This is a genomic window from Streptomyces sp. NBC_01190 (assembly GCF_045039895.1).
Classification (GTDB): domain Bacteria; phylum Actinomycetota; class Actinomycetes; order Streptomycetales; family Streptomycetaceae; genus Actinacidiphila.
On the sequence record NZ_CP108580.1, the window covers coordinates 3,722,560 to 3,742,711 of the forward strand.

At 70.6% G+C, this 20,152-nt stretch carries 16 protein-coding genes; 5 read left to right on the top strand and 11 right to left on the bottom strand.

Annotated elements, in window-relative coordinates:
* Nucleotides 1-105: 105 nt before the first annotated feature.
* The gene (locus OG519_RS15385; RefSeq protein ID WP_405583581.1) at nucleotides 106-363 is read left to right on the top strand and encodes a hypothetical protein; all 258 of its coding nucleotides are present in this window, start codon (nucleotides 106-108) and stop codon (nucleotides 361-363) included.
* 54 nt (nucleotides 364-417) lie between these two features.
* Here OG519_RS15385 and OG519_RS15390 read toward each other — a convergent pair whose 3' ends face one another.
* Entirely contained in the window at nucleotides 418-1,647 is a 1,230-nt protein-coding gene (locus OG519_RS15390; RefSeq protein WP_405583583.1) for a serine/threonine-protein kinase, read from the bottom strand.
* Nucleotides 1,648-2,034: 387 nt separating this feature from the next.
* The gene (locus OG519_RS15395; protein ID WP_405583585.1) at nucleotides 2,035-2,511 is read right to left on the bottom strand and encodes a MarR family winged helix-turn-helix transcriptional regulator; all 477 of its coding nucleotides are present in this window, start codon (nucleotides 2,509-2,511) and stop codon (nucleotides 2,035-2,037) included.
* 67 nt (nucleotides 2,512-2,578) lie between these two features.
* On the opposite strand from OG519_RS15395, the gene OG519_RS15400 reads away from it, so the two are divergent.
* The gene (locus OG519_RS15400; protein ID WP_405583587.1) at nucleotides 2,579-3,502 is read left to right on the top strand and encodes an alpha/beta hydrolase; all 924 of its coding nucleotides are present in this window, start codon (nucleotides 2,579-2,581) and stop codon (nucleotides 3,500-3,502) included.
* 419 nt (nucleotides 3,503-3,921) lie between these two features.
* Here the strand turns inward: OG519_RS15400 and OG519_RS15405 are convergent, their stop codons facing one another.
* Entirely contained in the window at nucleotides 3,922-5,133 is a 1,212-nt protein-coding gene (locus tag OG519_RS15405; protein WP_405583589.1) for a lytic polysaccharide monooxygenase, read from the bottom strand.
* 290 nt (nucleotides 5,134-5,423) lie between these two features.
* Here OG519_RS15405 and OG519_RS15410 point away from each other — a divergent pair, with 290 nt between their 5' ends.
* Nucleotides 5,424-6,632 carry a cellulose binding domain-containing protein gene (locus tag OG519_RS15410; RefSeq protein ID WP_405583591.1) on the top strand — a complete coding sequence of 403 codons (1,209 nt, stop codon included), beginning with the start codon at nucleotides 5,424-5,426 and terminating at the stop codon, nucleotides 6,630-6,632.
* 654 nt (nucleotides 6,633-7,286) lie between these two features.
* Here OG519_RS15410 and OG519_RS15415 read toward each other — a convergent pair.
* Both OG519_RS15415 and OG519_RS15420 read right to left on the bottom strand, forming a co-directional pair.
* Nucleotides 7,287-9,056: a serine/threonine-protein kinase gene (locus OG519_RS15415; protein WP_405583593.1), complete on the bottom strand. Its 1,770-nt coding sequence runs from the start codon at nucleotides 9,054-9,056 to the stop codon at nucleotides 7,287-7,289.
* 203 nt (nucleotides 9,057-9,259) lie between these two features.
* Nucleotides 9,260-9,988, bottom strand: coding sequence for a TetR/AcrR family transcriptional regulator (locus tag OG519_RS15420; protein ID WP_405583595.1), 729 nt, complete (start codon nucleotides 9,986-9,988; stop codon nucleotides 9,260-9,262).
* Nucleotides 9,989-10,076: 88 nt separating this feature from the next.
* Here OG519_RS15420 and OG519_RS15425 point away from each other — a divergent pair, with 88 nt between their 5' ends.
* Nucleotides 10,077-10,937, top strand: a complete 861-nt coding sequence (locus OG519_RS15425; RefSeq protein ID WP_405583597.1) for an SDR family oxidoreductase — start codon at nucleotides 10,077-10,079, stop codon at nucleotides 10,935-10,937.
* Nucleotides 10,938-11,227: 290 nt separating this feature from the next.
* Nucleotides 11,228-12,067, top strand: a complete 840-nt coding sequence (locus OG519_RS15430) for a PIG-L family deacetylase (RefSeq protein ID WP_405583599.1) — start codon at nucleotides 11,228-11,230, stop codon at nucleotides 12,065-12,067.
* 402 nt (nucleotides 12,068-12,469) lie between these two features.
* On the opposite strand, the gene OG519_RS15435 is transcribed toward OG519_RS15430, so the two are convergent.
* From OG519_RS15435 to OG519_RS15460, 6 genes are all read right to left on the bottom strand, one after another.
* Complete coding sequence (locus OG519_RS15435) at nucleotides 12,470-13,336, bottom strand: hypothetical protein (RefSeq protein WP_405583601.1); 867 nt, start codon at nucleotides 13,334-13,336, stop codon at nucleotides 12,470-12,472.
* Nucleotides 13,337-13,820: 484 nt separating this feature from the next.
* Nucleotides 13,821-15,083: a hypothetical protein gene (locus tag OG519_RS15440; protein ID WP_405583603.1), complete on the bottom strand. Its 1,263-nt coding sequence runs from the start codon at nucleotides 15,081-15,083 to the stop codon at nucleotides 13,821-13,823.
* A complete protein-coding gene (locus tag OG519_RS15445) occupies nucleotides 15,076-16,617 on the bottom strand; it encodes an alkaline phosphatase D family protein (RefSeq protein ID WP_405583605.1) in 1,542 nt (513 codons plus the stop codon). The genes OG519_RS15440 and OG519_RS15445 overlap by 8 nt, the downstream gene beginning before the upstream one ends.
* A 186-nt stretch (nucleotides 16,618-16,803) precedes the next feature.
* The gene (locus OG519_RS15450; RefSeq protein WP_405583607.1) at nucleotides 16,804-17,994 is read right to left on the bottom strand and encodes a glycoside hydrolase family 75 protein; all 1,191 of its coding nucleotides are present in this window, start codon (nucleotides 17,992-17,994) and stop codon (nucleotides 16,804-16,806) included.
* Between the two features lie 331 nt (nucleotides 17,995-18,325).
* Nucleotides 18,326-19,090 (bottom strand): MBL fold metallo-hydrolase, encoded by a 765-nt coding sequence (locus OG519_RS15455; RefSeq protein WP_405583609.1) that lies wholly within the window; start codon nucleotides 19,088-19,090, stop codon nucleotides 18,326-18,328.
* 275 nt (nucleotides 19,091-19,365) lie between these two features.
* A complete protein-coding gene (locus tag OG519_RS15460) occupies nucleotides 19,366-20,010 on the bottom strand; it encodes a dihydrofolate reductase family protein (protein ID WP_405583611.1) in 645 nt (214 codons plus the stop codon).
* Nucleotides 20,011-20,152 lie beyond the last annotated feature (142 nt).

The window sequence follows — 20,152 nt, forward strand, 5'->3', positions numbered from 1 at the left end:
GACTGTCCTGGCCACCAGTCACACCAAACGCCGTTGCAGTACTAGTCCGGCAGACTTGCCCGGCGTGAACTGGTCGATGGCCCGCATCCAGCCCGGGGACTCGGCTTGCCGGCCCGCACGCGGCCGGTCCCGCCCCTGCTCGACGCCAGCAGAGCGAGGACCACGCCCAGCGCGGGCTTCAGCCACTGCGTCCAGGTGGCGGGCTGGCTGTGCGAGTTCGCATCCGCGCCGGAAGCGAGCGGCACGATCGAGGTGGCGGCCACGGCCAGCGCGAGGACCCACCCGACGTTGCAGTTGGCCGGGTCCAAGCCCGATGACCAAGGTGCCGATGGCACCTCGGACATCAGCAGCGCCGAGCAATGAGGCAACGGGCGATCTTCGCTCCTCCTCCAGGCATCGCGAGGCGGCTCTGCGACGCTAGGGCGAGCCGTCGGTCGCGGAGCCGGAACCGCCGTCGGACGCCTTCCACGCGGCGATGGCGGTTCCCACGGCGACCACGGTACCGGCCAGTGCGAAGAGGGCGCTGCGCCGGGAGAGGGGCGTCTCCTCGGCGGTCTGCGCGGCGTGCCCCGCGGTCTGGGTGGGCGCGTCGTGCAGAGGCGGGTCCGGGACCGCGGGTTCGCCGGCGGCGGGCGTGGGCGGTGGGGCTGCCTGCGGCGTGGACGTCGGCGGGGCGGCGGGTACGTCCGGCGTGGTCGGCGTCGGGGCCACCGCCGGAGCGGGGGCCGGGGTGGGGTTGCGGGGCAGGGGTGTGGCGGACTTCTCCCGGACCAGCCGGTCGACTGCCTCGGGCATCCAGCCCGGCTCGGTGAGCAGCAGGGTCGCGTCGGCCGTCTCGTCCTGGCCCCGTTCGGTCATACGGTGCAGCAGGTCGGCCACGGTCGGCCGCTGCTCGGGCTCCTTGGCCAGGCAGGCCGCCACGAGTTCGCGCAGCCCGGACGGCAGGGCGTCCAGGTCGGGCTGCTCGTACACGGCGCGGAAGTGCAGGGCGTGCGGTGTGCCGGTGCCGAACGGGCCGACGCCCGCAGCGGTGTGCGCGAGCACCGCGCCGAGCGCGAAGACGTCGCTCGCGGGTCCGACCGGCTTCCCGGTGAGCTGTTCCGGCGACATGAAGCCGGGGGTGCCGATCGTCATGCCGGTGTGGGTCAGCGCGCTGGCCTCGCTCGCCGTCGAGATGCCGAAGTCGATCACCCGGGGGCCGTCGGAGGCGAGCAGCACGTTGGACGGCTTCAGGTCGCGGTGGACGACGCCCGCCGCGTGGATTGCCTCCAGCGCCTCCGCCAGCCCGGCGCCGAGCGCCAGCACGGACGCAGCCGGCCAGGGCCCGTGCACGGCGACCGCGTCGGCCAGCGAAACGCCGGACACGTACAGGGTCGCCAGCCAGGCCGGCGAGCCGTCGGGGTCGGCGTCCACCACGCCCGCGGTGTAGGCCCCGTTGACCCTGCGGGCCGCGATCACCTCGCGGGCGAAGCGCCGCCGGAAGTCACCATCCCTGGCCAGTTCCGGGCGCACCACCTTCACCGCGACCGGCCGCCCGCCGGGCGAACGACCCAGGAAAACCTGCCCCATGCCGCCCGCGCCGATCCGCGCTACGATCCGGTACCGCCCCACCTGCCGTGGATCCTCCGGTTCCAGCACGTCGAACACGGCCCCTCCTCGGCGAACGGCACAGCCCTCCGGGTAACTGACAGTGCATCATCCCAGAACGAGATGCGGTGAGAGCGGGAGAGGTCAGCGGGACTGCTGACGCGCGACGCCCTACTGCCGCTGCGGGAGTTGGATTCGGGCCCGGTCCAGAGGAGTCCGCCGACCTTGGCGGCGGTGTCCTTGAGGACGCGGTCGGTCAGGTAGCGGCGGCGCATGCGGGCAGTCGAAGCGGCCGGGTTCGCACCGGCGGGGCAGGTACTTGGGACGGCCGTCCTCCACATGGGCTACCAGGGTGCGTATCGAGTCGTGATCGATCCGCGGGATTCACCCTCGTCACGGACGCTGATCACACAGCGAATGGGCAGTCGCACTGGATGCGCATGCCGGTCAGCCAGTGGGCAGGCCGATCTGGTCGCGTTCGAGCACGGAGCGCAGCTCCGAGAGGATCTGTACGGCGGCCAGTCCTGAGGGACCGCCGAGGACGTCCGCGGTCAGCTCGGCCAGTGTTTTGGTGAAGGTCGCCTCCGCCGCCTTGACGAGTTGCAGGCCTCCCGCGGTCAGGTCCAGCAGTGATGAGCGGCGATCCGATGGATTGGTTCGCCGTATGACCCATGCCTGCTTCTCCAGGCGGTCGATGCCCTTGCTGGTCGCGCCGATCCCGATGGCGAATTCGGTGGCGAGGTCCGCCACCCGGGATCCGGGGTGGTCACGCAGGAAGCGCAGGAACTCGAACTGCGAGGTGACGATCCCGTGCCGCTCTCGAAGGCGGTCGTTCAGCGCGTTGTAGAGGCGGGTCTCGCAGCGGACGAGATCGGCGAAGAAGCCTGGGAGGTCGATCGGGCCACGGCTTGACTTGGATGCCATGGCATATATTCTAATATACATGCCATGGCATATAGTTCTTTGACATGCACTTGCGACGGAGGCGAGAATGAGCAGGCAACAGCGGGCAAAGATCGACGCGATGGTCCGACGGCCTCAGTCGGAGAGCCCTCGGTCGGTGGAGGAGCTCCGCGCCGGGTTCAGGGCGGTGATGGGGGAAATGATCGTCCCGGCTGGGATCCGCACCCGGACGGTGACGCTCGGCGATCGGCCCGCGGTGCTCGTCGAGCCAGCCGGCACTGCGAAGGCAGGGACGATCCTCTACTTTCACGGCGGCTCTTACGTGGTCGGTTCACCGGAGACGGCGATGTCGCTGACCGGAAACCTGGTGACCAGAACCGGGTTCAGGGCGTTCTCGCTGGATTACCGGCTTGCCCCCGAGCACCCGTTCCCAGCCGCGATCGAGGACGGGCTGAGCGCCTACCGCGCACTTCTCGACAGCGGCGAAGACCCTTCGGCGACCGTGTTCGCCGGCGACTCCGCCGGGGGCGGCCTCACTGTCACCACCTGCCTCGCCGCTCGCGACGCGGGCCTGCCCATGCCCGCCGCGATCGTGGCGTTCTCCCCCGGACTCGACGGAACCCGGACAGGCGAGAGCATGGACACCAAAGCGAGCATCGATCCGTTCTTCACGCGTGAGGGCCTGCAACACACCGGGGCCATGTATCGCGCGGGACAGGACCCCCACCAGCCCATGCTGAGCCCCGCCACCCTCGCCGACCTGACCGGCTTCCCCCCGATGCTTCTGCAGGCGGGCACCAACGAAATGCTCCTGGACGACTCCACACGCATGGCCACGCGCGCGAGGGACGCCGGAGTGGACGTCATCCTGGACATCACCGCTGACGTTCCACATGTCTTCCAGGCGTTCACCGGCATCCTGGACGAAGCCGACGAGGCACTGGACCGCGCCGCTCTCTTTCTCAGCCAGCACATCCGCACCAGGGACACCGCACGCACGTCGGCAGGCTGAAGCCCGCAAACGGTCTCATGCGGACCACGGTCAGCACCCCGAGCCCTGGTTCGCCGTTCCCATGCCTGGCGGCCGACGCCCCACCTCGCTGGTGCGTTCTTCACGGGCGGTGGCTCAGGCGGGGGCGGCCGTCGACAGTATTCCCACCACGGAACCGTACGCGTCGCAAGGAGGAGCGACGTCGGGCCGTCCTGCCAATTACCGCTCCCCGCCGTGCGAGCAGCGGCTTCGGCTCACGGTCTCTGTCCGGTGCCGTCGGGCAGGCCCGACAGCCAGGCGATCACCATTGAGTACGACGCCGCCTCCGGACGAAGGCGCGGCGGTGCCGGCCTGCTGCCTGATGGTGCGGCGCGGACCGCCGCCCCGCACGGCTCAAGGGGCCGTGCGGGGCGGACGTCGGGTCGAGGCGCGTCAGCGCGTTAGGCGAAGGTGCAACTGATCGAGCCGGCGGGAAGATTGTTGCCGGTCGAGTTGGCCGTGAAGCCGAAGGTGGTGGAAGCGCCGCCCGGCGGGATCGTACCGTTGTAGGCCGCGTTGGTGACGGTGATGACGCCGCCGCTGATGGACTGGGCGCCGTTCCACACGCTGTTGATCTGCGTGCCGGTACCGAGCGTCCAGGTCGTCTTCCAGTGGCTCGATGGCGAGGTGCCGTGGTTCATCACCGTGACCTCGCCCTGGAAGCCGCCGCTCCAGGCACTGGTAATCGCGTACATGGCCATGCAGGAGCCGGTATCGGTGCCACCGGTCGTACCGCCGTCGGTGGTCCCACCCGTAGTGGTGCCGCCGGTGGTCGTACCACCCGTGGTCGTACCGCCCGTAGTAGTGCCACCGGTGGTCGTACCCCCGGTCGTGGACCCGCTGGTGGTCGTGCCACCCGTCGTGGACCCGCTGGTGGTCGTGCCACCCGTCGTGGACCCGCTGTTGTGGATGCCGGTCACCTCGCCGTGGCCGCCGTCGAAGGTGATGTCGGAGCAGGAGAAGAAGTTCTCATTGCTGTCCGAACGGACCCACTGGATGAACATCATGGCGTTGCCCGAGCGGTTCGAGGGCAGTGCCTGGTCCCAGTAGTAGTGGCCGCCGGTGGTGCCCGGCGAGCCCACCGCGGGCGGGTTGGTGGCGCTCCCGATCTGCTCCAGGTCCGCCCACGCCAGCGGGGTGGTCGGGGACCAGCCCTGCTTGGTCAGGTACACCCGGAAGGTGCCCGGGTGCGCGGCCCAGTTGCTGTACTGCAGCTGCATCGTGGAACCGGACGTCAGGTGCGTGCGGGGCCAGTCGTCGCGGGCGAGGTTGTAGCCGCTGAAGTCGTACGGCGACTTGTTCCCGGCGCTACAGATCGTCCCGTCGGGAACGTAACCCTGGCCGCGGCCGCCGGCGTTGGAGTCGAGAACCGCGAACCAGTTGTACAGGGATGTCGATCCGCTCTGCGCGATGGCCGCGGCGCAGGCCGCATTGGTCGGATTGAGCGCGCCGTTGGAGCCGAGCGCGTCCTCGTAGCACAGATACGTACGGGAACCGGGCATCATCGCGACGCCGTGCGCCTGCGCGGTGCCCTGACCGAGGAAGAGCAGGCCGAGGGCCGAGAGCACCAGGGTGAGGACGGCGAATAAGGACAGTTTCCTGTTTTTCTTCACAGTACAGACCTTTCAGGAAACCTCCCCGGGGCCGTGGTCCGCCGTGGCCGGGCCGCCGGGGGGCGTGGGGGGAGGGAACGGTCCAAATGGGAGCGCTCCCATGCGCGAAGCTAACAGCGGATCAAGATCCTGTAAATACGCGGGGACAAGACGGTCCGAGATGATGCCGCGAGTTCGGCGCAGCCAATGCGTTGACAGTACGCAGGCGTGGCGCTGTCATGTATGGGAGCGCTCCCATACAGCCGCGGCTGTACTCCCCCCACACGCCGTATTCCCGAAAGAGGCGCCCCATGCCCACTCGGACCTTCCGCTTACCGAGCAGACCCTGGACGGCGATCGCAGCCGTTGCCGCCCTGGCCCTTTCGCTTTTGATCTCAATGCCCACCAACGGCTTCGGGGCATCGACGTCCGGCTGCCGGGTCGACTACTCGGCGAACGAGTGGACGGGTGGCTATACCGCTCAGCTGCACGTCACCAACCTCGGTGCCGCGCTGAGCAGTTGGCGACTGACCTGGAGTTACGCCGGAGACCAGCAGGTCACCTCCGGGTGGAACGCGGCCGTCATCCAGAGCGGGCACGCCGTGACCGCCGTCAACACGTCGTACAACGGCACGGTGGTGGGCGGCGGCACCGTTGACTTCGGTGTGCAGGGCACCATGCAGGCGGGCGGCGCGCAGCCGGCCGCCTTCGCTCTCAACGGCGTGTCCTGCGGCGACAACAGCACCACGCCGCCGCCCACGACGACGCCGCCCACCACGCCACCTCCCACCACGCCACCTCCCACCACGCCGCCTCCCACCACGCCGTCCGCGGGCTGCGGCAGCGCGACCATCTGCTCGGACTTCGAGGACCAGAGTGGTTCCACTCCGTCCGGCAACTGGCAGTTCACCGCGCCCGATTGCCAGGGCACGGGAACGGTCACCGTCGACACGGCGGTCGCGCACAGCGGTTCGAAGTCGCTCCGGGTGAACGGGCGGGCCGGCTACTGCAACCACGCTTTCGTGGCCTCCACCACGGACCTGTCGTCCGTCGTCCCCGTGCTCTACATCCGGATGTGGGTGCGGCACACCACCGCCCTGCCCACCGGGCATGTCGCCTTCGTCTCCATGCCGGATTCCTCCCAGGGCGGCCGGGCGCTGCGGATCGGCGGCCAGAACGGGGCCCTGCAGTGGAACCGGGAGAGCGACGACGCCACGCTTCCGGCGCAGAGTCCGACCGGGGTCGCGCTCAGCAGCCCGCTGCCGACACTGACGTGGGAGTGCCTGCGGTTCGCGATCGACACCTCGGCGCCGAAGCTCGACACCTGGCTCGACGATCGGCAGATCCCGGGGCTGCACGCCGACGGCGTACCGACCCAGGACATCGACCAGCAGTGGCTCTCGCGCACCACGCCGCCGAGGCCGACCGCGCTCCGGCTGGGCTGGGAGAGTTACAGCACCGGCGACGACACCCTGTGGTTCGACGACGTGGCTGCCGGCTCGTCGCCGATCGGCTGCTGAGGGCCGCGGCGGCGCCTGCCCCGACCCCGCCCTTCCGCAGCACCCTCCAGTGCCTCACCGGGCACGACGGTCGAGGGGCCCCGCAGTTCCGCTGCGGGGCCCCTCGGCGTGCGCGGGCGCGGGCGCGACAGCGCGGGCGGCGCCGGACAACCGCGGTGTGACCGCCGGGCCCTCGCAGAACGGCGCGCCTCAGATCGCGGCACCGACGGCGCTACCGCCGCAACGCGGCGGTCTGTTCGGTCGTCGGCGGCGCGACGAACCTTCCGAGGCGGCCGAGTTACGTGCGTGGATCGCCAGGACGCAGGGCGCGAACGCGGAGCAGACCGCCGGGCTCATCCACCAAGTAGTTCTGAGGCAGCGGCTTTGAGGGTGGAGTCCCAGCGGGAGGCCGAGGGCATCCGCGACGACGCCCGGGACGTGGCCAAGGTGATCCTGGACGACGCCCGCAGGACGGCGAAGGAGACCCACCGTCTTCAGAAGGAGGCGGAGAAATACCGCCGGGAAACGTACAAGGCGCAAACACACCTTGCCGCAGCGTGGAGCTGCCCGGCGGTCCCAGTTCTCGGTCTCATTCGCCTGCGTTCAGCGGCGTCCTGTGCACGCCCGTCGTGCGAGGGGAGGTGGGGATGGGAGGGAGCCGGGCGGCCCGGGGTGTCAGCGGCGGGTGAAGGTCGTCGGGGCGCCCAGTCCTTGGGAGCCGGGGCCCAGTTGGAGCGTGCCGTCGACCATGGTCACCTGGTAGGAGTTGCCGGGTACGCACGTCAGCGTGCTGGTCGGGTCGGTGGGGTGCGGCGATTTCGCGGCGAACTCCGCGGTCCCGGCATCCATCCCCTTCAGCTCCAGCGATTCCGTGCAGCCGACGTTCTGACCCGTGTCCTGGTCGCGGACGTCGGTCACCTGCTGTCCGACCATCTGGCCGATCCGGCCGGCGTGCAGGGTCAAGGTGACCCGGTAACCCTCGGTGTGCAGCGCGAGGGAGTAGTTTCCGTCCGGATTGCCCGGACCGGTACCGACCCAGGTGCCGACCCAGGAGGCCGGGAGCGAGAACGGGGCTGTGCTCGGGGTTCCGGCCGGATCGGTTGACGCGCCGCTGCCGCCGCCCGAGTCGGAGTGGTCCGATCCGCCATCCAGCACGCTGTGCACCAGTAGTCCGGCCAGCGCCACCAGGACGACACCGCCCGCGATGGCGAGCTGCGCTCTTCGTCGGCCGACCGGCGGCTGCGGGACCGGCAGGGGGACTGGCAGTGGGACCGGTTGTGGGATCGGCTGCGGGACCGGCGAGGTCGCGTCCAGGTCGGCGCCGTCCTCGCCCGGTCCCGGTCCCGGTGCGGGTCCCGGTGCGGGCGTCGGGGCAGGGCCGTCACCGCGGGCCGGACGGTCGTCCGCCGTCCTCGTGCCGGAGAAGTGGTACTCGGCCTCCGAAACGCCGCCGGTGCCATCGCGAGGCGGATCCGAAGGCGAAGCGCCGGCATCGACGACAGTGATGGGGTGGGTCGATGACCGCACGGCGGGTGAGACGTCCAGCGCCACCCGCATCTCCGCCTGCCGAGCGGCCAGTTCAGCCGCGAGGCCCGGCGGCTGCCGCAGCGCCCAGCGCCCGACCGGCCGGTCAGCTTCCAGCAGCAATTCCGCGGCCGCCCGGGCCGTCGGACGGTCTGCCGGTGATTTGGCCAAGCAGGCCCGTATCAGCGGCAGCAGTGCCTGCGGAACCCCGTGCAGGTCAGGCTCCTCGTGGACCACGCGGTAGAGCAGTGCGGGCACCGAGGGATTCTCGCCGAGCCGGTTGAACGGGCCGCGCCCGGTCGCCGCGTGCACCAGCACCGCGCCCAGAGCGAAGACATCGCCGGGCTCCGCCGATATGCCCGCGGTGGCCTGCTCGGGTGCCATGTACCCCGGCGAGCCGATGACTCCGCCCGTCCGGGTGTGCCGGGAGTCCTCCGCCGCACGGGCGATACCGAAATCGATCAGCAGCGGACGCGTGCTCGCCAGAAGGACGTTGGACGGCTTGACGTCCCGGTGGGCCAGGCCCGCCTGGTGCACCGCCTGCAGCGCCTCGCACAGTTCGGTGGCCAGCGCGGTCAGGCTCGCCTCCGGCAGCGGCCCGTTCCCGGCCACCCAATCGGCCAGCGACGGCGCGGCCACGTATTCGGTGGCGAGCCACTGCGTACTGGAGCCGGCCGGGGAGAAGTCGATCACCGCGACGGTCCACGGCGACCGCACCCGATCGGCATGCCGGATCTCGCGGGCGAAGCGCTCCGCGAAGGCGGGATCGAGGCTGAACTCCGTCCGCACGGTCTTCAGCGCGAGCGGCCGCCCAGCCGGTGTTCGGGCCAAGTACACCTGGCCCATGCCACCGGCGCCCAACCGCGCGAACAGCGGATAGCCCCCGACCGACTGCGGATCGGCCGCCCCCAGACTCTGCATGGCCGAAGCCTATGGCCCTCCCCTGGGGCCTGTCCTGACAGTTGGGATCAGCCCCCGACGCCGGATGCCTCACCATCCGGCCCAAGGCCGCGTACCGGTCTTACGGCCGGTCTCACGTCCGGACCCACGGCCGGTCCCATTCGTCGGTGTCCTGCGTCGTCCCGACGTCCGCCCGAGTGTTGCTCCGCCCCAGCTCGGAACGCCTACGCCCGCGGCGCGCCACCGTCCGCCGCCAGTCGCGTCAGCCATTCGCGCAGCAGTAGGTGCTCGGCCTCGCTCAGGACGTCGGCGTCATCGGTGAGGGCCGCGCGCAGCGCGCGGGCCGCCGGGGCGGGGCCGGATTCCGCGGCGGAGATCGTCGGTTCGGCGCGGGTGACGGCGGCGACCATGGACTCGCGCAGGATGGTGAGCAGCGCCGGATCGCGGCGTTCCGCGGGCGTGGCGTTCCAGGTGATGACCGCGCCTTGGCCGGTGGCCTGGATGATCTGGGCGGCCAGCTCCTCATCGACCCGCAGCCACCCCCCGGCCGCCAGCCGGCGCACCCGCCCGTGGAGGATCTCCAGGCCCGCGCGGTGTGCCGCGTCCGCCCCCTCGCCGGCGGCCCTGTTCATCACCGCGAACAGCTCTGGACGCTTGACCCCGAACTCCACCGTCATGTCCCAGCCGCGGCGCAGCTCCTCCACCGGGTCCTCCGGCGTGAGGTCGAGCCGCGCGCGTTTGTCCTCCAGGAACTGCGCATAGCCGTACTCGGCGACCGCCTCCAGCAACCCGTCCTTGTCGCCGAAGTTTCGGTAGATGGCCGGCGGCTGCATGCCGGCCGCGGCGGCGACCGCGCGCGTGCTCACCGCGTCGGGGCCACCACTCTCCAGCAGCTCGATGGTCGCCTCGATAATGCGCCGGCGGGGTCCGTCGGCGGGGTCGCGGTTGGTCATGTATCGATGATATCGGGTGTCTGCTTCCACTGTTAGTTTCAGTGTTATCCTGAGAATGATTCCACTGGAAACGCTACGGGGAGAACCCATGATCATCGTGACCGGAGCCACCGGAAAGCTCGGACATCGCACCGTCGAGCGCATCCTGGAGCGCCTTCCCGCCAGCCGTGTCGGCGTCAGCGTCCGCGACCCCGGCAAGGCACAGGACCTCGCCGACCGCGGCGTCCGCGTCCGGCAGGGCAGCTTCGACGACCCCGCCTCACTCGTCCACGCCTTCGAGGGCGCCGAGCAACTGCTCCTTGTCTCCCTCGACCGCACGGGCGAGGAGTGCGTCACCGGCCACCGCACCGCCATCGACGCCGCCGTGCGGGCCGGCGTCGGCCGTATCCTCTACACCAGCCAGATGGGCGCCGCCCACGACTCCCGCTTCCAGGCATGCCGCGACCACGCCCGGACCGAGGACCTGCTGCGGGCCACCGGCCTGCCCTGGACCGCACTGCGCAACGGCTTCTACGCGGCCAGCGCCCTGCACTTCCTGGAGTCCGCCCGCCACACCGGCGACATCTCCCTCCCCGCCGACGGACCCGTCGCCTGGACCGGCCACGACGACCTCGCCGAGGCCACCGCGGCGATCCTCGCCGACGAGGGCCGCTTCGAGGGCCCCACCCCGCCGCTCACCGGCCCCGCGGCGCTCGACTTCGACGCCGTCGCCGAGGTCGCGGCCCAGGTCACCGGTCGGCCCTTCACCCGTACCGTCGTCGCCGCCGACGACTTCCGCGAGCAGGCCCTGGCGCACGGCGCCCCGGCACCGGTCGCCGACCTGATACTGAGCATCTTCGCGGCCGCGCTGGATGGCGAGTTCAGCGCCGTCGACCCGACGCTGGCCGACCTGATCGGCCGAGCGCCCACCACCTTCCGCACCCTGCTGGAACACGCCTGGGCCGAATAGATCCGGTGGGGCGCGCACCCGACACGTGCTTCGCGCACGCCACCAGTGGACCGCTCACGCGTTCGAATCTTGTATCCTCCGCGTTGATGGAAGGTCCGAGCCGCCCAGCGGCCCGGGCGCGGGAACAGTCGGGCCGGCCGGCGTGGTTGCATTGGTCGAAGGAAGCGCGCCGCACGGGCGGGAAACACGACGGCCGCAGGTCGCCCGTCGCGCCGGTATCCGGGCCCCCGCATCGTGGACGCCCGCTACGCGCTTCGGATCAAGACGTATGTCCGCAGGAGGACTGTTTCATGACTGACCGGCCCTTGACGCTTATGGCAGTACACGCCCACCCCGACGACGAGGCCACCGGAACCGGCGGAGTCCTCGCACGGTACGCGGCGGAGGGCATCCGCACGGTTCTCGTGACGTGTACCGACGGCGGCTGCGGTGACGGACCGGGGGGTGTCAAGCCCGGCGAGCCCGGGCACGATGCGGCCGCGGTCACCGCGATGCGCCGGGAAGAACTCAAGGCGAGCTGTGACGTCCTGAAGATCAGCGATCTGGAGACGCTCGACTACGCCGACTCGGGGATGATGGGCTGGGCGACCAACGACGCCCCTGGATCCTTCTGGCGGACCCCGGTCGAGGAAGGCGCCGCCCGACTCGCCGAGCTCATGCGGCACTACCGGCCCGACGTGGTCGTCACCTACGACGAGAACGGTTTCTACGGCCACCCCGACCACATCCAGGCGCACCGCATCACGATGGCGGCGCTGGAGATGACCGCGCTGACACCGAAGGTGTACTGGACGACGATGCCCCGCTCGGCGATGCGGCGGTTCGGCGAGGTCATGCGGGAGTTCGGCGAGGACATGCCCGCACCGGATCCTGCCGAGGCCGCCGCGCTGGCCGAGATCGGCCTCCCCGACGATGAGATCACCACGTGGGTGGACGCCACCGCGTTCAGCGGTCAGAAGTTCGACGCGCTGGCCGCGCACGCCAGTCAGGGCGAGAACATCTTCTTCCTCAAGATGGGCAAGGAGAGGTTCGGCGAGTTGATGGGCGTGGAGACCTTCGTACGTGTCGACACCACCGGCGCGGCCGGCCCGGCCGAACCCGAGAACGACCTCTTCGCCGGACTGCGCTGAGCCGCCCGCCCTCCCGGCGGGGAAGGCTCACCGACCGCACGGCACGATCGAGTCCCCCGGATCTGGCGTGATACCCGCCGCTGTCATGACCCGCTCCGCACACGAGCGATGGCGGCAGCTGACCGGAGTCGGAGATCATCCGGGGGTCTCGGCGGTCGCCGAGCGGAAATCGGCTATGCCCGGTCGCTGGGCAGCGCGGCTATCGTGCGCGGGAACGCGATCCCGGTGTCCCGGCCGGTCAGAACAGCCACGGCACAAGCTCCGCGAGTACGGGGCTGTCCAGATGGACGGGGATGAGCCGGGCACGCTCTTCGCCAGCGACGGCGGCGGCCGTCGCGCTGGAGCTCTTGGAGAGCCATGATCTGGTCGGTAGCGGCGAGGATGCGGATCCGGCGGGCTACGCTACGCCCATCCGCCACCGGACGGGACGACGTCGCGGGTCTGGAGCGACCAGGAGCCGCCGTCGGGGACCTGGACGAGTATCCAGCCCGCCGCGGGAACGACGAGGTCCTGGGATCCGTCGCCGAGTCCGTGGATCCAGTCCGTGCCACTGTCCCGGCGTGGAGCGCGGTAGGTCACACGCCAGGTGCCGGTGGTCCTGGCCTGGACGACGATCCGGGCGCGTCCGCCGGTGTGGGCGAGGACTTCGTGCGCGGTAGTGCCGTGCGCCGCACCGGTGAAGGACAGAGCGCGGTCGACCGGCAGGAAGCGTACCGTCCAGCGGCACGGGCCTTGGGTATTCTTCACTCCGACCCTCAGGTGGGTGACCGAGGTGTCGACGAGATGGCGTCCCTGGTAGGCGTGTTGGAAGTTCACCAAGGTTTGGCCGGTGGTCAGCCGTCCCTCAGTACGCGTGAGCGGTCGGACGAAGAAGTTTCCGTGTCCTTCGAAGGCGATGTCGGCGATGACCGGGCTCCCGGGCTCAGGACGGTCGATAAGAACGTCGAACTCGCCCGGCGCGGTGCCCGAGTGCAGGTAGCGGTCCTCGCTCACCAGCACCGGCGGCGCGGGCGCCAGCAGGCTCTCCAGGGCTTCGATGGGGATCGGGCGGCCGTCGATTCGTGCGGAGAGCCGGATGAGAGCGGCACGGCCGCGGTCCAGAGCGCGGGCGATCTCCGGTTCATCGCCGACAGGTGCGGCCTTCGCCTGCTCGTAGCAGTCCAGTGCGGTCCCGTAGTCGGTGATCATGGCGGCGGTGGCGGCGGGGCTCGCGGGATCGAAGGCCAGACTCTCCAGTTCCTCGCCGAAGACCGTGACGGCCTCCCCCACACGCACCGCGCCACGGGGCGGCTCGATTGGAGTACGCGGCCCCCGGGCGCCGAACGCCCGCAGCACACCGAATGTCACCAGGCACCCCGCCACGAATGCCACAACAAGACCGATCATCTGCTGCCCCCCGGCACCACAAGAAGCGGCGAAAGTCGCCAATGCAGGGCAGGCTACCGGTCAAAGCCCTCACCCGAGCCGATGTCGCGAGAGGAGGTCGCACCGGGCCGACCGCACCTCTCGGAATCGTGGTCGGGACGCCGGCAGACCGTCCGCACCCGTACATCAGGCAGTCCCCGGACCAGCCCCGCCGACGTGGGGGTATGTCTGGGAGCCGCTTCCGTGGGCGGAGGTGATCCGACAGCGGTGCCGGGGGGCCGCGTTGGCGCGCGGTTCCGGGGCCTGCTGTCGGATCACCCCGGCCGGCGCCGGCCCGGGGGACGTCCGCCGGGGCCCGCCCGGGGGACGTCCGGGGAAAGAAAGGGCGTTACCAGTCCGAGTTGCTCGCCCCCAGACCCATCAGCACCTGGTCGAAGGAGTTCCCGTCGTTGTCGTCGGTGTACGACATCGCGAGGGTGCCGAACGGGGAGGAGGCCACGGCGAGTTGCTCCTGCCGACCGGTCGTGACCTGGCTGACGGACTGGGCCGGCAGCCGGCCGGCGAAGGTGCCGTCGGGGTTGAGGCCCCGGGCCGCGACCGCCGGATCGGTGCCGGCGACGCTCCAGCCGACCACGGCGTCGCGCTGGTCGTCGATGCCGATGGTGGGGTTGCCGGCTCCGGCTCCGCCGGAGATCTCGACCTCGGCCGGGCCGGCGGTGCCGGTCGCGGTGAACGACCGGGCCCAGACGCCCCGGGTGCCGGTGCGGTCGGACTCCCATGCCACGGCGAAGTCGCCGTTGAAGTCGGCGGCCACGGCCGGGCGTTGTTGCTGCCCGCCGGCGAGGCTGTTGGCGCTGCGGCGGGTGAGTACGACGGCCCCGTTCGCCTTGGCCAGCTTCACCAGACCGATCTGGTAGAGGCCGTTGTTGTCGGTGTCCTCGTCCCAGACGACGACGGCGTCGCCCGAGGCGGAGGTCGCGACGTCGGGGTTGTGGTGTGACCCGCCGGGCGCGTTGACCGTCACCTCGTAGGCCTTCGTCGTGGTCCCGGTGAACCCCGCCGCCTTCACCGTCGCCGGCGCCGTGCCCTGGATGTCCTCCCACACCACGGTGAACGCGACCGCGGTGGTGCTGCCCGGCGCGCCGTCCGGATCGACCGCGACGCGCGGATGGATCTGCTGGCCGTCGGCGCTCGCGTTGGCCTGGCCGGAGCCGATGACCGCACCGGCCGGGGAGAGCACACGGTAGGTGATGTTGTAGAACCCGTTGCCGTCCGGGTCCTCCGCCCACACGACGACGGCGTTGCCCCGGTCGTCGAGTCCCACGTCGGGCTGGAGGTGCCGCCAGGCCGCGCCCGCGGTCCCGCCGGCCGAGAGCTTCTTCTCGTAGGCCGAGGTGCCGTTACGGAACATCCGCACCCACACGTCGCTGTGCGCGTTGTCGTCCGGGGCGGTCGTGTCGCGGTCGTCCTCCCAGACCACCGCGACATCGCCGAGGCGGTTGGCCGCGATCGAGGAGGAGTCCTGGTCGCCGGCGGAGTCGCTGTTCGCGGTCACCCAGGACGTGGGCCCCGCCGCCGAGGCGGGGGCGACCATGGCGAGGACCGCGACGAGGCCGGCGACGGCCGCGCCGAGAGCGGAGAGCTTACGCATCGGCCAACCCCGGCTGTCCGTCGTGGATGACAAAGGTCCTGGCGGTGGTCGCCGCCGCGCCGTGCTCGGTCACCGTCGCCACCGACCGGAAGTCGGCGGTGAGCTGCGACGGCGTGATGTGTGTGCGGACGTAGCCGCGCCGATCGGAGTAGAAGCGCAGATGCGGGTTGAGCGATCCGTTGGGGATCGTCGTGGTGGCGCTTCCGTTGCCGCCGCTGGTGATGGAGGTGCAGACGAGTTCGGAACCGAAGGTCGCCGACGACGGATTGGCGTAGTCGGCCTTGAGGTTGTTGCCCCACGACGCGTGCACATCACCGGTGAGGACGACCGGGTTGCGTACGGCCCGGTCGATGATGCCCTGCTGGATCCGTGCGCGGCCGGCCCGGTACCCGTCCCAGGCGTCCATGTTCATCGCGCCGGTCGAGTCCACGTTGCGGGCGAAGAAGACCTGCTGGCCGATGAGGTCCCAGGTGCTCAGGTGCTGGCCGAGTCCGTCGAGCAGCCACGCCTCCTGGGCCGCGCCGGTGATCGAGCGGCTGGGCAGATCGGCGTCGGCGCACACCTTCGTCCCGTCGCCGCAGGCCTGGTCGTCGCGGAACTGGCGGGTGTCGAGCATGTGGAACGTGGCGAGGGTGCCCCAGCGGACCCGGCGGTAGAGCTGGATGCTGTTGCCGGCGGGCGCCGCGGCGGCCCGCAGCGGCATGTTCTCGAAGTAGGCCTGGTAGGCGGCGGTACGTCGCGCGGTCCACTGCGCCGCCGTCAATACGGGGCTGTTGTCGGCGCGGACCATGCCGGCGTAGTTGTTCTCCACCTCGTGGTCGTCCGGCACCACCAGCCACGGCGCGATCGCGTGCGCGGCTTGCAGGTCCGGGTCGCTGCGGTAGAGCGCGTAGCGGCGGCGATAGTCGGCCAGCGAGACGATCTCGCTGCCGAGGTGCTGGCGCAGGGCGCCGGAGGTGGCGCCGCCCTCGTAGATGTAGTCGCCCAGGTGCAGGATCAGGTCGGGGCGGTCGTCGGCCATGCGGCGGTAGGCGGTGTAGTACCCCTGCTCGTAGTGGGCGCACGAGGCGAAGGACATCGTGAAGTCGCGCCCGACCGTGTTCGGCGCCGGCGCGGTGCGGGTCCGGCCCACCGGGGAGATGAATCCCTGGGCCCGGAACCGGTAGTAGTACTCCGAGTCCGGGGCGAGTCCGCCGGCCAGCGCGTGCACCGAGTGGGCCTGGGCGTAGTGGGCGGTGACCGTTCCGGAGCTGACGAGGGTGGTGAAGTTCTGGTTGGCCGACACCTGCCAGTCGACGGCGACGTCGGCGTTGGGCATGCCGCCCTGGCCGTCCGCGTTGGTCGGGGTGGGAGCCAGCCGCGTCCAGAGCACCACGCTGCTGTCGTCGGGTTCCCCGGAGGCGACACCGAGGGTGAAGGGGAAGGGAATGGAGGCGGCGGCCGACGGCTGGGCCATCGCCCCGAGTTGGACCGCGGCGGAGCCCGCGGTGGTGAGCCCGCCTAGGATGAAGATGCGGCGACTGAGGTTGCTCATGGCCGCCGATGCTCCCGGACCCGGGTGAACTTCCGCCCCTGTGATCGGGACGGTCAAATGGCCAGGCGGCGGCGCGAGTTGGTGGGGCCGCGTGTTCAGCTGGCCGGCCGGCCGGTGGGACGACACCGGCGCCGGGCGACGGGTGGTGGCCCGCCGGCCGGCGCCGGGACGCAGGTGGTCGTGCAGCTACTGGGAGACGGTCACCGAGTCGATGTTGGCGGGGCCGTCCGCGGTGGTGCCGGTGACCCGGATGGTGTTGGTGCCCGCCGTCAGGGGCACCGAGATGGACGCGGTGGTCCAGGTGTCCCAGTTGGCGGTGGTCGGGAAGTTCAGTGTGCCGCGCGAGGTGCCGTTGACCGAGATGGTCGCGGGTCGCGCCGCGGTGGTGCCGTCGGAGTACCGGAAGCTCAGGGTCTTGGTGCCGGCGGCGGTCGCGGTGACCGGGATGTCGACGTACGAGCCGGCCGCGTTGGCCGGGTTGGCGAAAGCGGTACCGGTGAAGCCGAGGTGGTTGGAGTCGAACGTGCCACCGCTGGACAGTGTGCCGGTCTCCGCCTCGAACAGCGTGCCGCCCGACGGCGGAGTCGTACCCGCCATGCTCGCGCCGAGGCTGTCCAGGGCCTTTTGGACCAGGGCCTGGGCGTTGTCGTTCAGGTTGGCGTTGGTGCCGTTCACGACCCAGGACGAACCGGAGAACATCACCACGGTCACGCCGTTGTCCACCCCGCCGGTGGTGCCGCTGCTGGGGATGCCGAGCAACTGGGCGGCCTTCACGGACGCCTCGCCCAGTTCGCGGGAGTCGTTGTCCGAGGTGGTCTGGTTGTTCGCGGTCTGCGTGTCGCCGAAGATCGAGCCGATGACCTTGCCGTTGTAGAACATCAGCGCGAACTGCCGCCCAGTCATGCCGCGTTCCTTGTAGAAGAAGTGCGGACAGGGGGTCGTACGGTCCCAGCAGTCGTCGCCCAGCACGTAGAACGGCACGTGGTGCGCGCCCAGGGCCTGGCCGTTGCTGTCCTCCCAGGTCGTCTCGCCCTGGTGATCGGGATCGGGGTCGGAGTCGCTGCCGTCGGTGTCGATGGCCATGCTGGAGGAGTAGGCGTAGACACCCGACGCGACCTGGTACACGTTCACGTTCTGGGCCCGCGTCATGGTGTTGATGTGGGGCTTGGTGTTGACCTTGTTCGCGGTCGTCGAGTTCTGCTGGACGCCGGCCAGTACCTGAGCGGCCGTGTACGTGGCGGCGGTCGACGCGGCAGCCGGGCCCGCCTTGACGGCGGTGTGCGTCGTGGCGGCGTCGGCGTTCCCGACGGCGAGCGGGATGGCGAGCGCGATGGCTGCGGCGGCTGCCAGAGCGAGGCGCGTACGGGTCGATGTCATGGCGGGTGGGGGACCTCCATCAATCGTTAGTAAAACTTCCTAACTAATCGAACCACCTGTGAGCCCCGTCACGCAATCGTCTCGTTCATCAGTTTTACGAAATCTATACGTCCGACAGGTGATCGATCGGCACGCCGGGTCGGGTCGGGTGACGCCGCGACGGCAGTCGAGCGGTCCTCGCCGGAGCAGGTGTACGACGCGCTGACCACGCTGGACGGCTTGTCCGGCTGGTGGACCGAGCGGACCCCACCTACAACCACCACCGCGGACACACCGCCCTCGGAGGCCAACCACCCGCCACCCGCGTCCCCAACCTCACCGGGCAATACACCTAGCGCCCGCGGGCCTGCTCGATGTTCGAGCGGTGGGGGCGGGAGAGCCAGTCCGCGTGCGGCCCCAGACGTGCGTCGACCGGTTCCTCTCCTCGCCGTAGCGCGTCGATGTAGGCGTGATCGGCGGCGAGGCGGGCCGCCACCTCGGGGCCTTCGGCAACGGCGCCGTGTCCGGGGACCACGACATCGACATGCTCAGCGGCCTCACCGAGCCGGTCGAGCGCGGCCTCGTACGCTCGTACCTGATCGTCCTGGCGCATATCGAGGAGCGGGATGAGGACGTCGGAGAGCATGTCGCCGGCGAGCAGGACGCCGCGGTCCGCGAGGAGGACCGCGGCGTGGCCGACGGCGTGTGCCCGATGCTCGATGACCTCACCCGGCACCGGTGCGCCGTCCGCGGGCAGCGGGGTGACCAGCGCGACCAGGTCGAGCGGGATACCGGACGCGCTCTCCGCCGCCATCGCCTGCGCCCGCTCCCGGGCTTGACCGGCAAGGTGGGCGGTGGCGGGGGTGGCGTAGCGCGGCACGTCGCCGAACCGGGGATGCCAGAGCAGGTGGTCCCAGTGGGGGTGGGTGGCGAACCCGGCGACCACCGGAACGCCGAGCCGGTCCACGTCATCGGCGAGCCGGTCCAACTCGGAGCCGTCGATGCCGGGATCGATCAGGATCAGCCCGTCCGCCGCGCGCACAACGATGGAATTGGTCCAGACCCACTCGCTCTGCCGGACCCAAACACCGTCGGCCACCTGCTTCAGCTCGCCCATCTCTACTCCCATCGGTTGGTTACGGCGCTGAGGCCGGAGCCTTGAGACGCCCCTCGCCACGCTGGTCGACGCCGTGCCCGTGCCTGTGCCCGTGTGCCTGGACGCACCGGGGCGGATCGCGGATGACCCCGGCGGGCCGGCCCAGGTGTACTGCCCCAGCGCCTGACCGGGCACGACGGACGATGGGCCCCACCGTACGGGGTGGGGCCCATCGACGCGCGCTCTCGGTTTGCCGCTCTTCGGTGCCGGGCCACTGCCGGAAGTGGGCCCTCGCGTCACCTTCGCCAGAAGAGGTGGTGGGTCACACCGCTCGGGCTGGGCACGACCTCCAGGTGGAACCGGTCGAGCAGCTCGTCGGGCGATTGCCAGAGCCGTAGCCCGGACCCGAGCTTCACCGGCGAGACCGCGATGTGCAGGGTGTCGACGAGGTCGGCGTCGAGGAACTGCCGGATGACGCTGACCCCGCCGCCGAGCCGGACGTCCTGGCCCTGCGCCGCGTCCCGGGCCTGATCGAGGACCGCCGCGGGGTCGCCGCCCACGAAGTGGAACGTGGTGTCGGAGAGCGTGAACGACGGACGCTCGTGGTGGGTCATGACGAAAACCGGTGTGTGGAACGGGGGCTCCTCCTCCCACAAGCCGCGCCAGTCGTGGTCCTGCCAGGGCCCGCGCTGCGGGCCGAACTTGTTGCGGCCCATGATCTCCGCACCGATGTTGCGTGCGAAGTCCCGCGTGAAGTAGTCGTCGATACCCCGGCTCCCCCCGGGAGCCGTGCGCATGGGCCAGCTCGCCGTGGCGCCCGCCCAGGCGAACAGCCTCCCGGGATCGACATGACCGAACGGCCGCTCGAGACTCTGCTCCTCGCCGGCACCGATGCCGTCGCTCGAGACACCGAAATTCATCACTCTCAGCAGTTGATTCACGGGTTTCCTCGTCCGATCCTGTCCAGCCACCGCACGGCGAGGTACCGCCGCACACCATGACGTCGAACGGAACCCGACCGGATCGACAACCGCCCACCACTTTTTCCGAACCCTGCCAGCCCGTGCCGTGCCCGCACCGCTC